Genomic DNA, 17,326 nt, shown 5'->3' with positions numbered 1-17,326 from the left:
ACACGGCGACGGCGCGCGTCCACACGGAGGGTGAGGACGTGCGTCGGCCGTGCCGGACGTACGGTCGGATACGCGTCGGGGACCGGTCCGAGGGCATGCCGAGGACCCGGAGGGCGACGCGGGAGAACGTCAGCTGTGCCGGGTGGAGGGAGGGCCGCGCGGGGCGCGTGGGCCGTGGGCGGCGCTGGGCGGCGCACGCTCCCGGCGGGGGTCGCCCACGAGCACGCCACGCACGGGGACGCGCGGTTCGGGAGGAACCGTGCCGAGGGTCGCGGGGGTTCCCGGGATCCGTACGGGGTTCTCGACGCCGGCCGGGAGTCGTACGACGGCGGTGGGCGCGAAGTGCGGCTCGGGCGACGAGACGCGCGGCGGGCCGTGGTGGGGGCTGGAGGGGGCCGGGCCGGAGGCCGGCGACGGGGCCGGGGCCGGTACGGCAAGCGTGTGGGCCGTGGGGCTCAGGGCCTGCGCCGCCGGTGCCGGGAGTACGAGGAGGGACCACACCGCGCAGAGGATCGCGGGCAGGAGCGTGGCGAGCCGTCGGAGGGTCGCGAGCCGTCGGAGGGTCGCGAGCCGTCGGAGGGTCGCGGGGCGTCGCGTGGGAGATGTCACCGTGTCGCCCCTCCCCTGGTGCTCGTCGGCCCGTCGTCACTTCGGCCCGTGCGGGAGGCACGAACCGCCTCCGACCTGCCGGGGCCCAGCGTAGACCGGACGAGACCGTCCGAGGCCACCGGGGCCCGCGCGGGCCGACGTTGGGTACGACAGCTGAGTACGCGTGCTCATGTGGGGTGCGGGGCGCGGACCGCACGATGAGGGGGTCAGCGCTTCGTCCTCGGACCCAGGGGGCGCGCCCGTGCTCAGCCGTCTCGCCGCCCATGTCGTGCCGTTCTTCGGTCGACTGACCGTCACCACCGACCCGGAGGCCCGGATCGAACCCGGCAGCATCCTCGTCGTGAACCACACGTCGACGGCCGACCCGGCGCTCGTCCTCGCCGCGCTCCGCAAGCGGCTGGCCGTCGAGCCCGTCCTGCTCGCCACCTCCGGGCTCTGGCGGATCCCGCTGCTCGGCCGGGCCCTGACCCGCGAGGGCCATGTGCCCGTCCACCGCAACTCGGCGCGCGCCGCCGCCGCCCTCGACCACGCCGCCGTCGCGCTCGCCTCGGGACGGCACGTCATGCTGTACGCGGAGGGCCGCATCCCGCCGCGCCCCGACTCCGCCGAGAACCCGCCGGAGCCCTTCCGTACCGGGCTCGCCCGGCTGGCCGGGGTCACCGGGGCGCCGGTCGTGCCGATCGGCCAGGCCGGTGCCCGCCGGATCACCTCCGGCGGGCGTGTGAAGCAGATCGCGGGTGTGCTCACTGCGCCCGTCCGCAGGCCCGGCCTGCACGTCCACATCGGGACGCCGCTCCGGCTGCCCGCCGACGTGGCCGCGGCGACGGCGCTGGCCCACGGGGCCGTCACGGAGGCGTGGCGGACGGCCGCCGGGGCGCTCGGTGAGCCGGCGGCCCGCAGCTGACCGGTCTCGACTCCGGGTCGCCCCGTCCGGAGACGCCGGGCGTTCACCCCAGGGCCGCGCTGGAGTCGCGCCGAGGTCTCCCGTTGTTCCCGAACGGCGTTCTACCATGCGGTGGTTGGGCGTGAGTACGCCCGACGGGCGTCAGGGGGAGGCGCGATGGCGGAGCGATCCGTACGAGCGAAGCACCGGATACCGGAGGACCTGCCGGGCGGGGTGCCGCGGGACCTGCCCGGCGGAGTCGAGCTGTACCACCTGAGGCCCGACGGCGGCATCCTGCTCGCCGACCGGGAGGGGCATCGGGAGCTCGGACCCGAGCGGGAGTTCCTGCGGTTCATCGACGACGGGCAGTTCGCCCACTACCTGGTGGGCGACGCGGCCACCTCACCCGAGCGGCCGTCCAACGCCACCGTGAAACTCGGGGTCGTGGGCCCGCGCAGCGCCTTCACCCCGCACGCGCACGGCGGCGAGCACTTCGTCCTCAGCCTCGGCCATGCCGCCTGCGGGCTCTACGACGAGGCCAGGGCGCGTGTCGTCGACGTCCCGCTCGTACCGGGCATGCTGATCCGGATCCCGGAGATGATGCCGCACTCCTTCGCCAACCGCGCCGACGTGCCGCTGACCATCCTCGCCGCGAACACCGGTTACGGAATCGACCACGAGGACTACGCGATCACCGCGGCCGAGGCCGAGCGGCGGGCCGAGGTATCCGTCGCCGGGCCGGGCGGCCGCACCGCCCCGGCCGCGGGTGCGCTCACCGTCCCCATGGCCCTGGCCGGCGGAGCCCGCACCGACCACAGGGCCCTGGCCGCCGCGCTCCGCGACATCGAGCGCGCCCAGCGGGTCCACGGCATCGCCGCCACGACGGTACGGGAACGGCTGGCCGCCCGGCTGCGCCGGATGGCCGCCGCGCTGGAGGTGCCCCGGTGATCTGCCCGCACTGCGAACACAACCTGCTCCGCAGGGAACGCACCGGCAACCGCTGCTCCCGCTGCTCCAAGCAGTACGCGCTGGACCCCAAGACCAATCCACTCGGCCTCAACGACCTCCGGGTACGCCGGATCACCGCCGCCCTCACCGACGAGGGCCGGATCGGGATCGTCCCGGACCAGCTGTGGTACGCCCTCTCCCGCAAGCGCATCAGGGACAGCACATTCGCGCAGGGCTGCCTGGGCATGGCGGCCGTCGTCGGCGTCGCGGCCATTGTCGCGGCCGTCGTCGGCGAGATCCCGCATCCGCTGATCGTCACCGCCGCCATGCTGATCGCCGCCGTGGCCATCGGCGCGGCCCGGTCCGCGGGCGTGGGCAAGGGCGTCCCGCCCGTCTCCCGCGAGGCCTTCCCCGGGCAGGTGCTCGCCGAATGGCGGAAGGTGTACGGAGCGCTGCCGCCCGGCGTGCTCGACACCAAGGCGGTCCCTGGCGGTACGGCCACGGGCGGTACGGCCCCCGGGACGGGCGGGGACGTCACGAACGGGGTGCTGGTCTGCCCCGACCCCGCCGTCGTCGCCTTCCTCGTCGCCGCCGGCCTGCCCGCCCGGTACGGCCTCGTCCCCGCCCGGAGCCCCGAGGAGGCCCGGGCGGTGCCGTCGGGCGGCCCGGTGCTTGTGCTCCACGACACCGACGCGTCCGGCGAACTCCTGGTCCGGCGGGTCCGGGACGCCCTGCCGGGCCGTACCGTCGTCGATGCGGGACCGCCGCTGCGCACGGTACGGGCCCTGCCGCAGGCCGTCGCCTACCGGGATCCGGGGCGCAAGCCCGGGCCGGAGCAGTTGCGGCTCCTCGCCGGACTCGGCACGTTCACCCCGGAGGAACTCAAGTGGCTCGGGAAGGGCTGGCGGTTCCCTCTCGTCGGGCTGCCTCCGGCCAGGTTGCTCGCCGTGGTCGACCGGGTCGCGGCACAGGTCACGCGCGGGGTCGACACCGACCTGCGACACGCCGCCGACCTGGGCTTCCTGACCTGGCCGGAGGCGGCGGGTCCTGACCCGGTGGGTGGCCGGTGATCTGCCCGCACTGCGCCACGGGGCTGACGGCCAAGGAGCGGACCGGGCTTGTCTGTTCGCGCTGCGACCGCCCCTTCGCGCTCGACCCGAGAAGCCACGGCCGGGGCATGAACGACCTCCGGATCCGAAGGATCGCCTCACACGCCACCGACGACGGCCGTCTGAAGATGACCGTCACCCAACTCTGGTATCTCAGCCGCACGTTCAGCGGCGCCTGGGGGCCGTCCCCCGCACGCGGGATCCGGCCCCTCGTCCGGTGGCTGGTCGCCCTGCCCCTCGCGCTCCCCCTCTTCTGCCTTTCCGCCCGCACCGACGGAGCGTGGTCGACGCTCAGCGGTGCCGCCGCCCTCGCTCTCGTCGCGGCGGCCACGCTGAGGAAACGGACGCCCGCGCGGCCGGGCGGTTCGCTGATCACTCCGTACGAAACCCGGTTCCGGGAGCTGATGGAGGACCGCTGGCAGACCACGTACGGGCAACTGCCTCCGGGTGTGGTCGACGACGGACCGCGCGCCCCGGCACCCCGGGAGTCCCCCGTGGGCCACCCCACCACCGTCCTGCTCTGCACCGATCACGCGGTCGCCGTCTTCCTCCGGGCCAACGGCCTCCCCGCCCGCCTGAAGGCACTCCTCGTCGAGGCCGGACCGGCTGTCGCCCACGACGCGCTGGCGGATGTTCCCGGCGGGCTCCCGGTGGTGGTCCTGCACGACGCGAGCGCCCTGGGGGCGTTGCTCGCCCCGCTGCTCCGCCTCGCCCACCCGGACCGGGTGGTGCTGGACGCCGGCCTCCCGGTCGGAGCGGTCCGGCACCGGCGGGGCGCCGTGCACCGGGTCGCTCCCCCACGCGCCGTCGTCGCCGACGATCTCCGTTCCGTCGCCGGACTGTCCGAGGAGGACGCCGTGTGGCTGGCAGAGGGTTTCTGGAGCCCCCTCGCCGCCGTCCCCCCGCCCCGCCTGGAGTCCGTCGTCACGGAGGCGGTGGCACGGGCGTCGGCCGCCGGACCCTCCGATCCCCGAGCCGCTCACGGATTCCTGACCTGGCCGGCAGGTGAGCCGACGCCGACCGGTGAGCCGTCCGCCGGTACGACGAATACCGGTACGACGAATGCCGGTACGACGAATGCCGGTACGCCGAATGCCGGTACGCCGTCTGCCGGTACGCCGTCCCGAACGAAAGGCGACCAGGCCGGATGAGCCAGCGACACCTCCCGCCCCCGCTCAAGGGCGCGACCGCCCGTCCGGGCCACCGCCCCGGCCCCGGAATCGCCGCCCGCGTGTCGGCCGGGGTGACCGGCCGGGCGATCGGCGTGGCCGCCGCCCGCGCCGCCGCGCCCGGCGGGCTGCGTTTCACCGAGCGCCAGCTCTACTACGAGACCTGCCGCGTCCTGAGCCCCGGCGCGGCCCTCCTCGGCCGGGTCCCCGGCACCCCCGCCCCGGCCCTGCGCCTGCCCGCCTTCACCCGCGCCCTGGACGCGCGCGGCCGGGAGACCGTACCGGGCCTCCTCCCGCCGCCGGTCGCGCCACCCGCCCCGTACCTCCCGGGCACGGGCGAACCGTCGGAGCCGGACCTCTACGACTACGGTCTGCCCCGGCTGCTGCTCTGCCAGGACCGCTCGATCGCCGGGATGCTGCTCGCCAACCACGTCCATCTGGAGGCGGCGTGCCCGATCCTGGCCGCCTCCGACGCCCTGCCGCTCGACCCGCGGCTGCTCGCCGCCCTGGAACGGGCCGGCGGCGCCACCGTGCACGTCCTGCACGACGCGAGTCCGTCCGGGGTCGCGCTCCCGGCCCGGGTCCGGGCCGGACTGGGGCCGGTTCCCGGCGTCCGGGTCGTCTCCCTCGGCCTGGTGCCCCGGCACGCCGCCTCCCTGCGCCTGCCCTCGGGGCGCGGTCCTGCGCCCGGCCCCGCCGCCCTCGCGGCCCGGCCCGCCGCCCTGCGCCCCCGGGAGACCGACTGGCTGGCGGGCGGGCGGTTCGCCCAGGTGGCGGCCGTGCCCCCGGCCCGGCTCGTACGGACGGTACTGCGGCTGACCCGGGGACCACGACCACCCCGCGACTCCCTGTGGAGCGGCCTGCGCGGACTGCGCGGAACCGGCTTCATGACCTGGCCCGCCGCGTGACCCGTCCCGGCGCTCCCTCCCACAGACCCGAGGTACGCACACCATGATCCGTCCCGAAGAGATCGGCTACGCGGACGAACTGCTCGCCGACGGCACCGTCCACCGCACCTACGAGGACGGCCTCGAGGAGTGGCGGCGCCGCACGCCCGGCCGGCCGCACCTCGTGCGGTGGCACGACAGCCGCGGCGCCTCCGGCACCGACGAGCTGCTCGGCGACCGCATCATCAAGCGCGCCCTCGCCGACGGCACCGTCACCTACGCCCGGGACATCGGCTACGGCCGCACCCTGTGGGCGCGCGGCGAGAAGGTCCTGATCAACCGCAGTTCGTTCGGCGGCCGGATGGGCGTCCTGCTGACCGGACTCGGGGTGGCGACCCTCGCGATATCCGCCTCCCAGCTGCCGCCGCTGAGTCTGTCCCCCGAGCAGGAGGAGGCGCTGCGGCAGCAGCAGGCGCAGGCCGGCCAGTCCTCCGGCGGCGGGGGTGACAGCTCCGGCGGTGACAGCGCTGACGACGGGGGCGGCGACGGGAACGACTGGGACGCGAACTGGGACGGCGACGAGGACGCCTGGAGCGACGACGACTTCGGCTGAGCCCGGCCACCCCAGACCGTCACCCGAGAGCACGAGAAGAAGGAGTCGTACGTGGCACGTCTGTGCGCCTGCCTGGCCGCCACCACCGGGCAGGCCCGCGCCCATCTCGACGCGATGGGCGCCCTCGGGCCCGACCACGTCCCGGCCGAGGTCCCCGGCGCCGAGCTGTCCCTGCTCACCGGTGAGACCGGCCGCGCCGAGGGCCCGTTCACCGCGTACGGCCGTACGGCGGTCGGTGAGGTCACCCTGCACAACCGGCCGGTGCTGCTCGCCGCCCTCGCGGAGCGGGCCGCTCCACCGCCGTCCGGCTGTCCGGACGGTGAACTGCTCCTTCGCTGCTGGGCGTTGCTCGGCGAGACGGGGGTGGCGCTGGCCGAGGGGATGTTCGTGCTCGCCGTGCTCGACGGCCGGGACCTGGTCCTGATCCGCGACCACGTGGGCGCCCGCACCCTCTTCTACGCGCGGGCCGACGGCGCCTGGGCCGCCTCCACCTCCTTGCGCGCCCTGCGCCGCTGGCCCGCGCTCGGCACCTCGATGGACCTGTCCGCGGTCCGCTCCTTCCTCACCTTCGCCTATCTGCCCGGGGAGGAGACCCTGCTGACCGGCGTACGGGAGCTGCTGCCCGGACGGGTGCTGCGGCTGCGCCGGGACGGGACGTCCACCGAGACCGTCCACTGGGAGCCCCGGGAGCGGTTCGAGCAACCGCCGCCGCAGGACCCGGCCGGCCATGTCCTGGAGCTGCGCGGTCTGTTGGAGCGGGCGACGGCGAGCCGGCTGCCCGCCGCCGAGCCTGCCGCCGTGCTTCTCTCCGGCGGGATCGACAGCTCCCTGGTCACGGCCCTGGCGGCGAAGCTCCACGGTCACCCGGTGCACACCTACTCCATCAGTTTCGGCGACGACCTGCCGAACGAGCTGGGGTACTCGGGCCTGGTGGCCGCGCACTGCCACACCCGCCACCGGGTCCTGAACGTCTCGGGCGAGACCGTGGCCGCCCGGCTGGCCGAGGCGGCCGCGCTGCTCGACAGCCCCGTCGGCGATCCGCTGACGGTGCCGAACCTGTTGCTCGCCGAGGCCGTGGCCGCCGACGGCGCCTCCGTCGTCCTCAACGGCGAGGGCGGTGACCCCGTCTTCGGCGGGCCGAAGAACCTCCCCATGCTGGTGCAGGAGATGCACCGGATGCCGGGCGCGCCCTGGGACGAGGACCGGGCGACCGCGTACCTGCGTGCGTACCGCAAGTGCTGGACGGACCTTCCGGACCTCCTCACGGCCCCGGCACTCGACGCCCTGCGGGACGCCCCGCCGCTCGAGCGGCACGTGGCGCCGTACCTGACGGCGGACGGAGGCGGCCCGTACCGGATGGGGCACCTCCTCAACCAGCTGCTCCACTGCAACCTGCGGACCAAGGGCGCCCACCACATCCTCACGAAGGTGGAACGGCTGACCTCCTCGCAGGGGGTGGAGGGCCGTTCGCCGCTCTTCGACCGGTCGGTGGTCGACCACGCCTTCGCGACCCCGCCCTCCTTCAAGCTCCGTGGTACGGCGGAGAAGTGGATCCTCAAGGAGGCCGTGCGGGACCTGCTCCCGGGCACGGTGGTCGACCGGCCCAAGAGCGGGATGCGGGTGCCGGTACAGGAGTGGCTGACGGGACCGCTCCGCGACCTCGGCCAGGACCTCCTCCTCGGGCCCGCGTCCCGGCGGCGCGGGCTGTTCCGGCCGGAGACCGTCCGGGCCTGGCTGCGGGGCGAGGGAGCCCTGCTGCCCCGGCAGGGCGGCAAGTTGTGGCTGGTGCTCACGCTGGAGCTCTGGCTGCGGTCGTACGACGTGTGAACCCGGACCGCCCCGACGAACCGGGCCGCCCCGGCGGGCCCCGGACCGCCCCGAACCGCGAGAGGCCCTCATGAGCACCAGCTTCCCGACTCCCCCCGTCGAGCTGACCGACCCGCGTACGGGGGCTCCGCGCGGCTCGGCGGCCCGGTCCCGGCTGCCCGAGGTCCGCGCCGCCGTGTCCGCCGCACGCGCCGCGCTCCCCGGCTGGAGCGCGCTGACTCCCAAGGAGCGCGGGCGGCGGCTGGACCGGCTCGCGGGCCTGGTCGAGGAGCACGCGGCGGAGTACGCGGCCCGTGAGCGGGCCGGAACCGGGAAGCCCGGGGCGGAGGTGGCGGGCGAGATCGAGCAGGTCGCGGACCTGTTCCGGTTCTTCGCGACGGCGGCCAGGACCCGTACCGCACCGGCCGCGGGCCGCCTCGTGGCGGGCCACGAGAGCTGGGTGCGCTGGGAGCCGGTCGGTGTGGTGGGGGCGGTGGTGCCCTGGAACTATCCGTTGCTCATGGCGGCCTGGCGCTGCGCACCGGCCCTGGCGGCCGGGAACACGGTGGTGGCGAAACCGGCCGAGACGACCCCCGACAGCCTCCGGTTGCTCGCCGAACACGCCGGGGCGGCGCTCGGCGCGGATGTGCTCCGGTGCGTCACGGGTGACCGGGAGACGGGGCGGCTGCTCGTGGAATCCGCGGTGGACATGGTGGCGTTCACCGGCAGCGGGCGGGCCGGCGCGGACGTGGCGGTACGCGCGGGGACCCGACGGGTCAGTCTGGAGCTGGGCGGCAACGCCCCGGCGATCGTCCTGCCCGACGCGCCCGCCGACACCTGGGCGTCCCTCGCGGAGGCCGTCACGTACAACGCGGGGCAGAGCTGTGCCGCGCCCGCGCGGGTCATCACCCTCTCGGAGAACTACGAGGCCGCCGTCGAGGGGCTCGCGGCGGCCCTGGGCTCCCGGGTGGCCGGGCGTGACTTCGGGCCGCTGAACAACCCGGACCAGGCCGAGCGGTACGACCGTCTGGTCGCCTCCACGGGAGCCGAGCGCAACCTCGTGTCGGGCATCGCCCCGGCGCCGGGCGAGGAGGCGGGGCACTGGCGGCCGGCCCGCCTGCTCGCGGACGTCCCGGACGACGACCCGGCCGTCACCGAGGAGGTGTTCGGCCCGCTCCTCACCGTGCAGCGGGCCGAAGGGGTGGCGGCCGCCCTCGCCCTGGCGAACAGCGTCCCGCAGGCGCTGGCGGCGAGCGTCTGGACCACCGACCTGGCGACCGGCCTTGAGCTGGCCGCCGCCCTGGACGCGGGCGAGGCCTGGCTCAACTGCCATCTCGTCCAGACCGCGGAACTCCCGCACGGCGGCCGCGGCGCCTCCGGTCACGGCACCGATCTGAGCACCCTGGCCCTCCAGGAGTACCAGCGGCCGAAGACGGTCACGGTCCGGCTGGGGCCCGGGGCCGGGCGGTAGCGGGCGAGCGTGCTCAGGCGCCGCCAAGGCCGAGGTCGCCGCCGGGCGGCGGGGTGAAGAAGCGGGCGACGGCCTCGTCCGTGACCTCGGGGAGCGTCGGCGGGGTCCAGCGGGGGTTGCGGTCCTTGTCCACGACCTGGGCGCGGATGCCCTCGGCGAGGTCGGGGGTGGTGAGGGCGGCGCAGGACACCCGGAACTCCAGGTCCAGGACCTCTTCCAGGGTGGCGAGGGCGCGGGAGCGGCGCAGGGTGGCCAGGGTCGCCTTGAGGGCGGTCGGCGACTTCGTGAGGAGGGTGGTGGCCGCCTCCTTGGCGGCGGGCACGCCGGTGTCGAAGAGGTGCTCGACGACTGTCTCGACGGTCTCGGCCCGGTAGCAGGTGTCGATCCACTCCCGCTGCTCGGCGAGGACGCCGGGCGGCGCGGTGGCGGTGTGGCGGGCGACGGCCTCCGCGGCGGGCAGCAGGGTCAGGTCGCGGGCCAGGGCGGGCAGTTCGGCGGAGGGGACGAAGTGGTCGGCGAGACCGGTGAGGATCGCGTCGGCGGCGCCGACGTGGCCGCCGGTGAGGGCGAGGTGGGTGCCGAGTTCGCCGGGGGCGCGGCCGAGGAGGTGGGTGCCGCCGACGTCGGGGACGAATCCGATGCCGGTCTCCGGCATGGCGACCCGGGAGCGTTCGGTGACGACGCGGACGGAGCCGTGTGCGGAGACGCCGACGCCGCCGCCCATGACGATGCCGTCCATGAGGGCGACGTACGGCTTCGGGTAGCGGGCGATCCGGGCGTTGAGGCGGTACTCGTCGCGCCAGAAGGCCTCGGACGCGGAGCCGCCGGCGCGCGCGCCGTCGAGGATGGCGCGGATGTCGCCGCCGGCGCAGAGTCCGCGCTCACCGGCGCCTTCGATGACGACGGTGGTGACGGCCGGGTCGTGCTCCCAGGCGGTCAGGGCCGCGTCGACGGCGAGGACCATGGCGTGGGTGAGGGCGTTGATGGCGCGAGGGCGGTTCAGGGTGATGAATCCGGCCCGGCCCTCCGTCCGCAGGAGTACGTCGGCGGTTCCGGTCGGCACGATCACTCGGTCCCTTCGGGTGGCGCGGCTCGCTGTCGCGATCACCGTACCGGGAGGGCCGGGACGTGCACGAGGGGGTTCCGGCCGTCACTGGGCGGGCGGGTGTCGGAGGGGCTGAGGACCACCGCTCCGGCGGGGGCGCGAGCGCCCGCCGGAGCGGTGACGGGGGGGGGCGCGAGCGCCCGCCGGAGCGGTGACGGGGGGGGTCAGGCCGGGAGCAGGTCCTGCGGGACGCGCACCTGGCGGGGGGTGGACAGGCGGAGTTCGACGATGTCGCGGACGGTCGGCCATTCCTCGTCGAGGATCGAGTAGAAGGCCGTGTCGCGGACGGCTCCGTCGAGGCCCCGTGAGTGGGCGCGACGCACGCCTTCGCAGCTCGCTCCGAGGCGCTCGATGGCGATTCTGGAGCGGGTGTTGCGGGCGTCGGCGCGCATCGTGATGCGGCGGACGCCCCAGGTTTCGAAAGCGTGCCGGAGCATGAGGTACTTCGCCTCGGTGTTGATGCCCGTGCCCCGGGCGTCGCGGCCGATCCAGGTGTTGCCGATCTCGGCGGCGTCCGGCACGGCGGTCAGCGGATCTCCGTGGGGCATGCCGGGGACGGGCGGCCAGGTCAGCGGCCCCCGCCAGTAGTCGAGTTCGAGGAACCGGGTCGAGCCGATGACTCGCTCGTCGGCCGTACTGACCAGGGCGAAGGGCAGGGAGCGTCCTGCCGCCTGATCTGTCAGGGCGCGGGCGATGTAGTCGAGGGCCGATTCGAAGCCGTCGGGTACGGGGGTGAAGGCGTAGGCCGATCGGTCCACCCCGCCGGCCCGCGCGAGGGCTTCGGCGTGCCGCATCGCCAGCGGCTCCAGGCGCACGGAGCGCCCGGTCAGGAGAACAGGTACTGGCACGGATCCTCGGGTCTTTCACGGGCAGGGAAGGCTTCCGCCGAGGGGTGACCGCGGCAGCAGCAAGGGGGAGGTTCTCGCCGGTGCCGACCATGTCGTGAGAACGACAAAACAGCAGGTAAAACGGTTCGTCACCGGTGCGAGGAGGACAGTATGCAGCCACAAGCGCTCGGAGAACAGAACCCTCGGCGAACCCGGATACACGCGTGGGTGAAGGCTCACGCGCGCCCGGGTCGGCCGGTCTCAAGCAACGGACGGAGCCGCCCGCCAGTCGGACGGCGGACGGGTCATACGCAGGCGGGATGGCCCCAGCCGTCGGGGTTCTTGGCGATGGTCTCGCCCTTGTCGTAGGCCTTGCCGCAGCGGCAGCGGCCGGCGAATCTCGCCTTGAGCGTGCCGCCGGCCGGGCGTGTCCGACGCGCGGTCGCGCCACCGGCGGAGCCGGACGGCGCTGAGGAGCGCGCGCGGGGCGCGGAGGCGCGCGTCGGGGCTTCCGGCGGGGGCAGCGGGGCGCCGGCGGCGGAGCCCGTGGGCTCCTGCGTACGGGCGCTGTGGCTGGCCGCGCGGTCGGCCGCGTCGTTGAGGGGGTCTCCGTCGACCTGGTGCGCGGGTACGTAGACGAAGTCGACGTCCCGGCCGGTGAGGAGCGCGTCGATGCGGACGACGAGTTCCTTGTTGGCGACGGGGCTGCCGGAGGAGGTCTTCCAGCCCTTGCGGCGCCAGCCGGGGAGCCAGGTCGTGACGGCCTTCATGGCGTACTGGGAGTCCATGCGGACCTCGGCCGGTACCCCGGGGTCGAGCGCTTCGAGGAGCCGCTCCAGGGCCGTGAGTTCGGCCACGTTGTTCGTCGCCCGGCCGAGCGGGCCCGCCTCCCAGCGGTCGATCGCTCCGTCGGCCCTGCCGATGACCCATGCCCAGGCCGCGGGGCCGGGGTTTCCCTTCGACGCGCCGTCGCACGCCGCGATGATCTTTTCCACCATCCCACGATCCTGACACGGCCGCGGGGGTGGGTCGCCCCACCCCCGCCTCCGGTCGGGATGATCGGCTCAGAAGGCGCCGTAGTTGACCTGCCAGGTGGGCAGACCCATGCGGCGCCAGAGCGCGACGACGCGGTCACGGTCGTCGAGCGAGACGCGGACGGCGTAGCGGTGGCGTACGTGGGCGTCGAAGAGCTCCGCCTTCACGAGGTCGTCGCCGCGGCCGTCGCCGGAGGCCCGCATCCACAGTTCGTCGTACGGCACCTCGTGGCGGGCGAGCCAGCTCTCGGTGAGCGCGCGGTGGTCCTCGCTCCGGCCGGACAGGAGGACGATCCGGTCCTGCTCCGCGTGGCGGAAGGCACGCAGGGCGTCCCGTACGGAGACGTTGAGCAGGTCGCGGTCGCAGCGCGTGAAGTCGTACGGGCCGCGGTCGACGCGCAGGGCGAGGGTGCCGTCGATGTCGCACATGACGGCGGTGGGGAGGCTCGGGTCGGCGACGTAGGGCTCGACGGCCGCCTGGTCGTTGAGCCAGTCCGCGGTGAGCCGCCAGCCGCCCCGGGTGGCCTTGGCGTGCTTGTCGGCGAGGATGCGGATGATCTCCTCGCCGACGGGCCGCTCGCGGACCGCGTCGCGGCGGACGCACTCGTCGACGGGCACGGAGGTGAAGTCGTGGACGGCGAAGGTGGCCAGGCCCGCGACGGCGGCCTTCAGCCGCTTCGGGACGTGCGGGGTCAGATGGGTGTTGTCGACGACCACGTCGAAGCCGTCGTCGACGGCCGCGCGGACGGCGGCGTCCTGGATACCGAGGACGGTCTGCTCATGGGTGCGGGAGCGGCCGCGGTCCGTCGCGGGGAGGTCGAGCATGGCGCGGAGGTCGTCGAGGTTGACGCGGCGTACGCGTCCCTCGGCGGCGGCCTGGAGGGCGCGGGCGGCCGTCGTCTTCCCGGAGGCCGGGAGGCCGGTCATGACGTGAACGACAGGCACGGTCAGTTCTCCTGGTCGGTGGCGAAGGGGTCGGTGGCCTCGGGGCGGAGCTGTCGCCACACGAGGAGGTCGGTGGGGCGTCCGTCGAGACGCAGGAAAAGCGCGGCGCGCAGGCCCCGGTCGGACACGCCCGCGGCGGCGCGGGCGAAGGCGCCGCGGTCGCCGGCGAGGTGGGCCAAGTGGGCGTACGCCTCGTCGACGGCCCGCTCGCGGTCGGTGGCGGCCTCTTCGAGGCGGGCGATCACCTGGCGCACCCAGGCGTCGAACTCGTCCGGCACCTGCTCGAGAAGGGCGTCGAGGGGCTTGCCGCCGGAGGCCTCGACATCGGTGACGGGGCAGCCGAGGCCCTTGGCGAGCTCGGCGGCCGGCAGGGCGGCGAACCGCTGGATGCCGTGACCGCGCCAGATGTCGCGCTCGGTGACACCGGTGAGCACCTTGTGGAGGCGTACGTACTCGGCGATCTTGGCCTTGGCGCGCAGGCCGGACGCGAAGCGCAGGACGAAGCCCTCGGCGTCGGTGCCGGTGGCCCGCCCGCCGCCCGGGAGGGTGTTGGACTCGGTGAGGGCGACGAGCTCGCCGACGCTCATGGCGGGCCAGGTGCGGACGATCGACCCGACGGGATCCCATCCGACGGCGGCCTCGGCGAGCGGGATCTCCGTGCCGTCCCGGCCGAACGCGGCGAGCAGGACGAGGTCGCGGCGCTCGCCGTAGTTCACGACGACGCGGTTGCCCGGGTAGAGGATCTCCGCGAGGTACGTGACACCCGGCGTCAGGCCCGTGGAGTCGGCGGCGTCGAGCCGACGCTGTGCCCAGGTCGCCTGGGCGCTGGTGAAGGAGCCCTTGGAGGCGACGTGCCAGCGGCCGTCGTAGTGGAAGACGACGGCGAGGCTGCCGTCGACCTTGTCGTACACCTCGAACGGCTCGTCGGGCAGCGGCGGCGCGTAGGGGCGGCCGGAGGCGTGCTCGGACACGTTGAAGAACTTGGGGAGGGGGAGCGCGACGATCCGCCCGGTGGCGTCGTCGGCGACGAGTCCGCGGCAGCGTGTGGTCGCCCGGTTCCAGTGCCGGCTGTACTGGCACGCGCGCGTGTACGTGTAGATCGACAGCGGCAGCTCGGGGTGGCGCTTGCGCGTGACGTGCCCGTCCGCGAGTGCGGAGGCGAGCTCGTCGGACGGCATCAGGTCGTGCAGAGTCAGGGTCGCCTGGCTCATGGGGTCCCTCCCGGGTGTTCGGTGATCCATTCTCGGCCGGTGGGGCCTCGGGGAACAGCGAATATCCGGCCCGGGGGCCCGGAGGGGGCGGTGCGCGGGCTCCCGAACCCGGGCGTGTCGGTGGTGCCCCGTAGACTCGCCGTCTCCCCGTCGGTGACGTAACCGGCGCAGACGAAGGAAGCGAGCCCCATGAATCACGCGGACGGCACGGCACCGATCTACGCCGAGCTCATACGGGAGCGGGGGGATGTTCCGGGTGACGTCCGCCAGGTCGCCGAGGAGGTTCTGCGGGACCTGAGCCGGGTCATCCAGGTGCCGCCGCAGGGTGTCGCCGGGCCGCAGGGGCACGGCCAGCACCCCGGTGCCGGTCACCCCGGTGCCGGTGGTCAGATGGGCGTCGGTGGGCAGATGGGAGCCGGGGGCCAGATGGGGGGCGGCGGTCCGATGGGTGCCGGTGGGCAGATGGGGGCCGGGGGTCCGATGGGTTCCGGTGGCCAGATGGGGGTCACCGGTCCGATGGGCGTCGTGGGCCAGGCGGGCGCCGTCCTGCCGCACCGGCCGCTGCGCTAGCCGTCGCGTCCTCTCCCCGCTCCGGGCCCGGTTCCACGGGATCCGGGCGTTGTCAGTGCCGTCGGCCATGATGTGTCCCGGACGGCCTGTGCCGCGGTGGGGCGGGCTGCGAACGGTGATCAGGGGATGACGACATGGCCGAGGTTCTGCTGTTCCACCACACGCTCGGGCTGACGGAGGGCGTCGGCGCGTTCGCCGACGAACTGCGGCGGGCCGGCCACACGGTGCACGTGCCCGACCTGTACGAGGGGCGTACGTTCACCGACCTGGAGGCCGGCGCCGGGTACGCCCAGGAGATAGGTTTCGAGGCGCTCGTGGCGCGGGGCGAGCGCGCCGCCGAGGGCCTGCCGGCGGAGATCGTGCTCGCCGGGTTCTCGCTCGGTGTGCTGCCCGCGCAGAAGCTGGCGCAGACCAGGCCGGGGGCGCTCGGCGCCCTGCTGTTCAGCGCCTGTGTGCCGGTGGCGGAGTTCGGCGGGGCCTGGCCGGAGGGCGTCCCCGCGCAGGTGCACGGGATGGACGCCGATCCGTTCTTCGTCGACGAGGGCGATCTGGCGGCGGCCCGTGCGCTGGTCGCGGACGCGCCGGACCGGAGGCTGTTCCTTTATCCCGGGACCACGCACCTGTTCGCGGAGCGCGGCACGCCGTCCCATGCGCCGGAGGCGGCGGCGCTCTGTCTGGAGCGGGTGCTGTGTTTCCTGGGCGGCCTTGAGCACTGAGGGTCGGTGTGGGAGGGCCGGGCGGGTCAACCGTTCGGCCGACCCCGGTGTCGTCCGTCCCGCTGCCGGTGGAGGGCCGGCTGTCGGACCGTACGGGGTCGGGTGCGGGCGGAGTATCGGAGCAGGGTGCGGGGCTGTCTCCCGACGGCGCCGCCCGTGTCCACCGCACCGAGGAGTCCGCCATGCCGAAGATCCGCCGCGCGTCCCGCGCCACCCGCGTGCTCGTGCCCGCCGTGCTGGGCGTCGCCGTGCTCGCAGGGTGCGCCCAGGGGTCCGGAGGGGCGGCCTCCGCGTCGGCGACGAAGCCGTCGGCCGGGGTGTCCCCCGGCTCCGCGGCGCCCACGGCCGGTTCCTCCGCCACCGTGACGCCCGCCCCGGCCGGCGGGCCGGCGCCGGGCACGCTCCTGGTCTCCGACTTCGGCTCCGACACGGTCACGTTCGTCGACCCCGAGCGAGGTGCCACGGGCTCCGTGGAGGTCGGCACCGCGCCGTACGGCCTGGCCGTCGGTGAGGACGGGCGGGCCTGGGTGGCGACCGCCGAGGGGGTGGCGGTCGTGGACACGGCGACCCGGCAACGGCTCGCGCTGATCCCGTACGAGACGGACGCCGGGCCCGTGACCACGGGCGAGTACCGGGGTGGCGGCATGGGCATCGCGCTCGCCCCGGACGGCCGACGGGCGTACGTGGGGGTCAACGTGCCCGACGGGAACGGGGCCCTGGAGGTGATCGACACGGCGACGCTGCGCGTCACGGACACCGTGCCGGTGGGCCGGCGCCCGTTCGACGTGGACGTGTCGCGGAACGGCGCCGAGGTGTACGCGACGAACCACGACTCCTTCGACGTCACGGTCGTCACGGCGGGGACGCTGGAGCCGCGCCGGGTGGAGGTCGCCCCGTACGGCACGGAGGGCGGGCTCGGTTCCTGGCTCAAGCCGCACTACACGGCCGTACGGCCCTCGGACGGAAAGCTGCTGCTGCCCTTCGAGGGCGAGCGGCTCGCGGTCGTCGACCCCCGGACGGGCCGGACGACGATCGAGCCGATGACGGCGAACACCCATCAGCACGGCGCCACGGTGACCGCCGACGGGACGCTCCTGACGGTGGGCACGGGGCCGATCGACCCGGACGTGGACCGTGGGCCCTCGCTTACGGTCCGGTCGCCCGGCGGGGCCGAGCGGGTCTATCCCCTGGAGGGACCGCACGAGAGCGTGGCCGTGTCGGAGGACGGGCGGACCGCGTATGCGACCGGCGGGTTCACCCGGGACGGGTATTGGGACGGCCTCAGCGTCGTCGACCTGGACTCGGGCGAGACCCGTCGCCTCGCCGCGGGCTCGCGGCCGCTGGCGATCGTGGTCCTCTGACAGGCCCTTCGGCGGGGCGGGGCGGTGGAACGGCCGCGAGGGGGTAGCCGAACGGCGTGCCG

The 17,326-nt window shown here is 74.9% G+C and carries 17 protein-coding genes; 11 read left to right on the top strand and 6 right to left on the bottom strand.

Translation table 11 applies throughout. The annotated features are described in order from the left end of the window. Positions 1-129: 129 nt before the first annotated feature. Positions 130-609, bottom strand: coding sequence for a hypothetical protein (locus tag ACIRB7_RS29510; protein WP_403604482.1), 480 nt, complete (start codon positions 607-609; stop codon positions 130-132). Positions 610-850: 241 nt separating this feature from the next. Between ACIRB7_RS29510 and ACIRB7_RS29505 the strand changes: the two genes are divergently transcribed. The 8 genes from ACIRB7_RS29505 to ACIRB7_RS29470 all read left to right on the top strand — a co-directional run bounded on the left by ACIRB7_RS29505 (position 851) and on the right by ACIRB7_RS29470 (position 9,495). Continuing rightward, entirely contained in the window at positions 851-1,513 is a 663-nt protein-coding gene (locus ACIRB7_RS29505; protein WP_403604479.1) for a lysophospholipid acyltransferase family protein, read from the top strand. Between the two features lie 156 nt (positions 1,514-1,669). Further along, complete coding sequence (locus ACIRB7_RS29500; RefSeq protein ID WP_403604476.1) at positions 1,670-2,440, top strand: cupin domain-containing protein; 771 nt, start codon at positions 1,670-1,672, stop codon at positions 2,438-2,440. Beyond that, entirely contained in the window at positions 2,437-3,510 is a 1,074-nt protein-coding gene (locus tag ACIRB7_RS29495) for a hypothetical protein (protein ID WP_403604473.1), read from the top strand. Before ACIRB7_RS29500 ends, ACIRB7_RS29495 begins: the two co-directional genes overlap by 4 nt. A gap of 107 nt (positions 3,511-3,617) precedes the next feature. Further along, entirely contained in the window at positions 3,618-4,700 is a 1,083-nt protein-coding gene (locus tag ACIRB7_RS29490) for a hypothetical protein (RefSeq protein WP_403604470.1), read from the top strand. Then, positions 4,697-5,626 carry a hypothetical protein gene (locus tag ACIRB7_RS29485; RefSeq protein WP_403604467.1) on the top strand — a complete coding sequence of 310 codons (930 nt, stop codon included), beginning with the start codon at positions 4,697-4,699 and terminating at the stop codon, positions 5,624-5,626. The genes ACIRB7_RS29490 and ACIRB7_RS29485 overlap by 4 nt, the downstream gene beginning before the upstream one ends. Positions 5,627-5,669: 43 nt before the next feature. Further along, entirely contained in the window at positions 5,670-6,218 is a 549-nt protein-coding gene (locus ACIRB7_RS29480; protein WP_403604465.1) for a hypothetical protein, read from the top strand. Positions 6,219-6,269: 51 nt separating this feature from the next. Further along, the gene (locus ACIRB7_RS29475; protein WP_403604462.1) at positions 6,270-8,045 is read left to right on the top strand and encodes an asparagine synthetase B family protein; all 1,776 of its coding nucleotides are present in this window, start codon (positions 6,270-6,272) and stop codon (positions 8,043-8,045) included. Positions 8,046-8,115: 70 nt separating this feature from the next. Next, positions 8,116-9,495 carry an aldehyde dehydrogenase family protein gene (locus ACIRB7_RS29470; RefSeq protein WP_403604459.1) on the top strand — a complete coding sequence of 460 codons (1,380 nt, stop codon included), beginning with the start codon at positions 8,116-8,118 and terminating at the stop codon, positions 9,493-9,495. Between the two features lie 13 nt (positions 9,496-9,508). On the opposite strand, the gene ACIRB7_RS29465 is transcribed toward ACIRB7_RS29470, so the two are convergent. The 5 genes from ACIRB7_RS29465 to ACIRB7_RS29445 all read right to left on the bottom strand — a co-directional run bounded on the left by ACIRB7_RS29465 (position 9,509) and on the right by ACIRB7_RS29445 (position 14,617). Beyond that, entirely contained in the window at positions 9,509-10,558 is a 1,050-nt protein-coding gene (locus tag ACIRB7_RS29465) for an enoyl-CoA hydratase/isomerase family protein (protein WP_403604456.1), read from the bottom strand. Positions 10,559-10,764: 206 nt separating this feature from the next. Beyond that, entirely contained in the window at positions 10,765-11,448 is a 684-nt protein-coding gene (locus ACIRB7_RS29460) for a GNAT family N-acetyltransferase (RefSeq protein ID WP_403604453.1), read from the bottom strand. A 284-nt stretch (positions 11,449-11,732) separates the two neighbouring features. Then, a complete protein-coding gene (locus ACIRB7_RS29455; protein WP_403604450.1) occupies positions 11,733-12,425 on the bottom strand; it encodes an RNase H family protein in 693 nt (230 codons plus the stop codon). A gap of 66 nt (positions 12,426-12,491) precedes the next feature. Further along, positions 12,492-13,406 carry an AAA family ATPase gene (locus ACIRB7_RS29450; RefSeq protein ID WP_403604447.1) on the bottom strand — a complete coding sequence of 305 codons (915 nt, stop codon included), beginning with the start codon at positions 13,404-13,406 and terminating at the stop codon, positions 12,492-12,494. 2 nt (positions 13,407-13,408) lie between these two features. Next, entirely contained in the window at positions 13,409-14,617 is a 1,209-nt protein-coding gene (locus tag ACIRB7_RS29445; protein ID WP_403604444.1) for an RNA ligase, read from the bottom strand. A gap of 189 nt (positions 14,618-14,806) precedes the next feature. Between ACIRB7_RS29445 and ACIRB7_RS29440 the strand changes: the two genes are divergently transcribed. The 3 genes from ACIRB7_RS29440 to ACIRB7_RS29430 all read left to right on the top strand — a co-directional run bounded on the left by ACIRB7_RS29440 (position 14,807) and on the right by ACIRB7_RS29430 (position 17,264). Further along, the gene (locus ACIRB7_RS29440; protein WP_403604441.1) at positions 14,807-15,187 is read left to right on the top strand and encodes a hypothetical protein; all 381 of its coding nucleotides are present in this window, start codon (positions 14,807-14,809) and stop codon (positions 15,185-15,187) included. Positions 15,188-15,321: 134 nt separating this feature from the next. Then, a complete protein-coding gene (locus ACIRB7_RS29435) occupies positions 15,322-15,903 on the top strand; it encodes a dienelactone hydrolase family protein (RefSeq protein WP_403604438.1) in 582 nt (193 codons plus the stop codon). Positions 15,904-16,085: 182 nt separating this feature from the next. Further along, the gene (locus tag ACIRB7_RS29430) at positions 16,086-17,264 is read left to right on the top strand and encodes a YncE family protein (protein WP_403604434.1); all 1,179 of its coding nucleotides are present in this window, start codon (positions 16,086-16,088) and stop codon (positions 17,262-17,264) included. Positions 17,265-17,326 lie beyond the last annotated feature (62 nt).

Origin of the sequence: Streptomyces sp. NPDC093795 (genome assembly GCF_044764665.1) — a bacterium.
GTDB lineage: Bacteria > Actinomycetota > Actinomycetes > Streptomycetales > Streptomycetaceae > Streptomyces.
The sequence above is the reverse complement of the archived record's forward strand: the minus strand, read 5'-3'. Positions and strand labels throughout refer to the sequence as shown.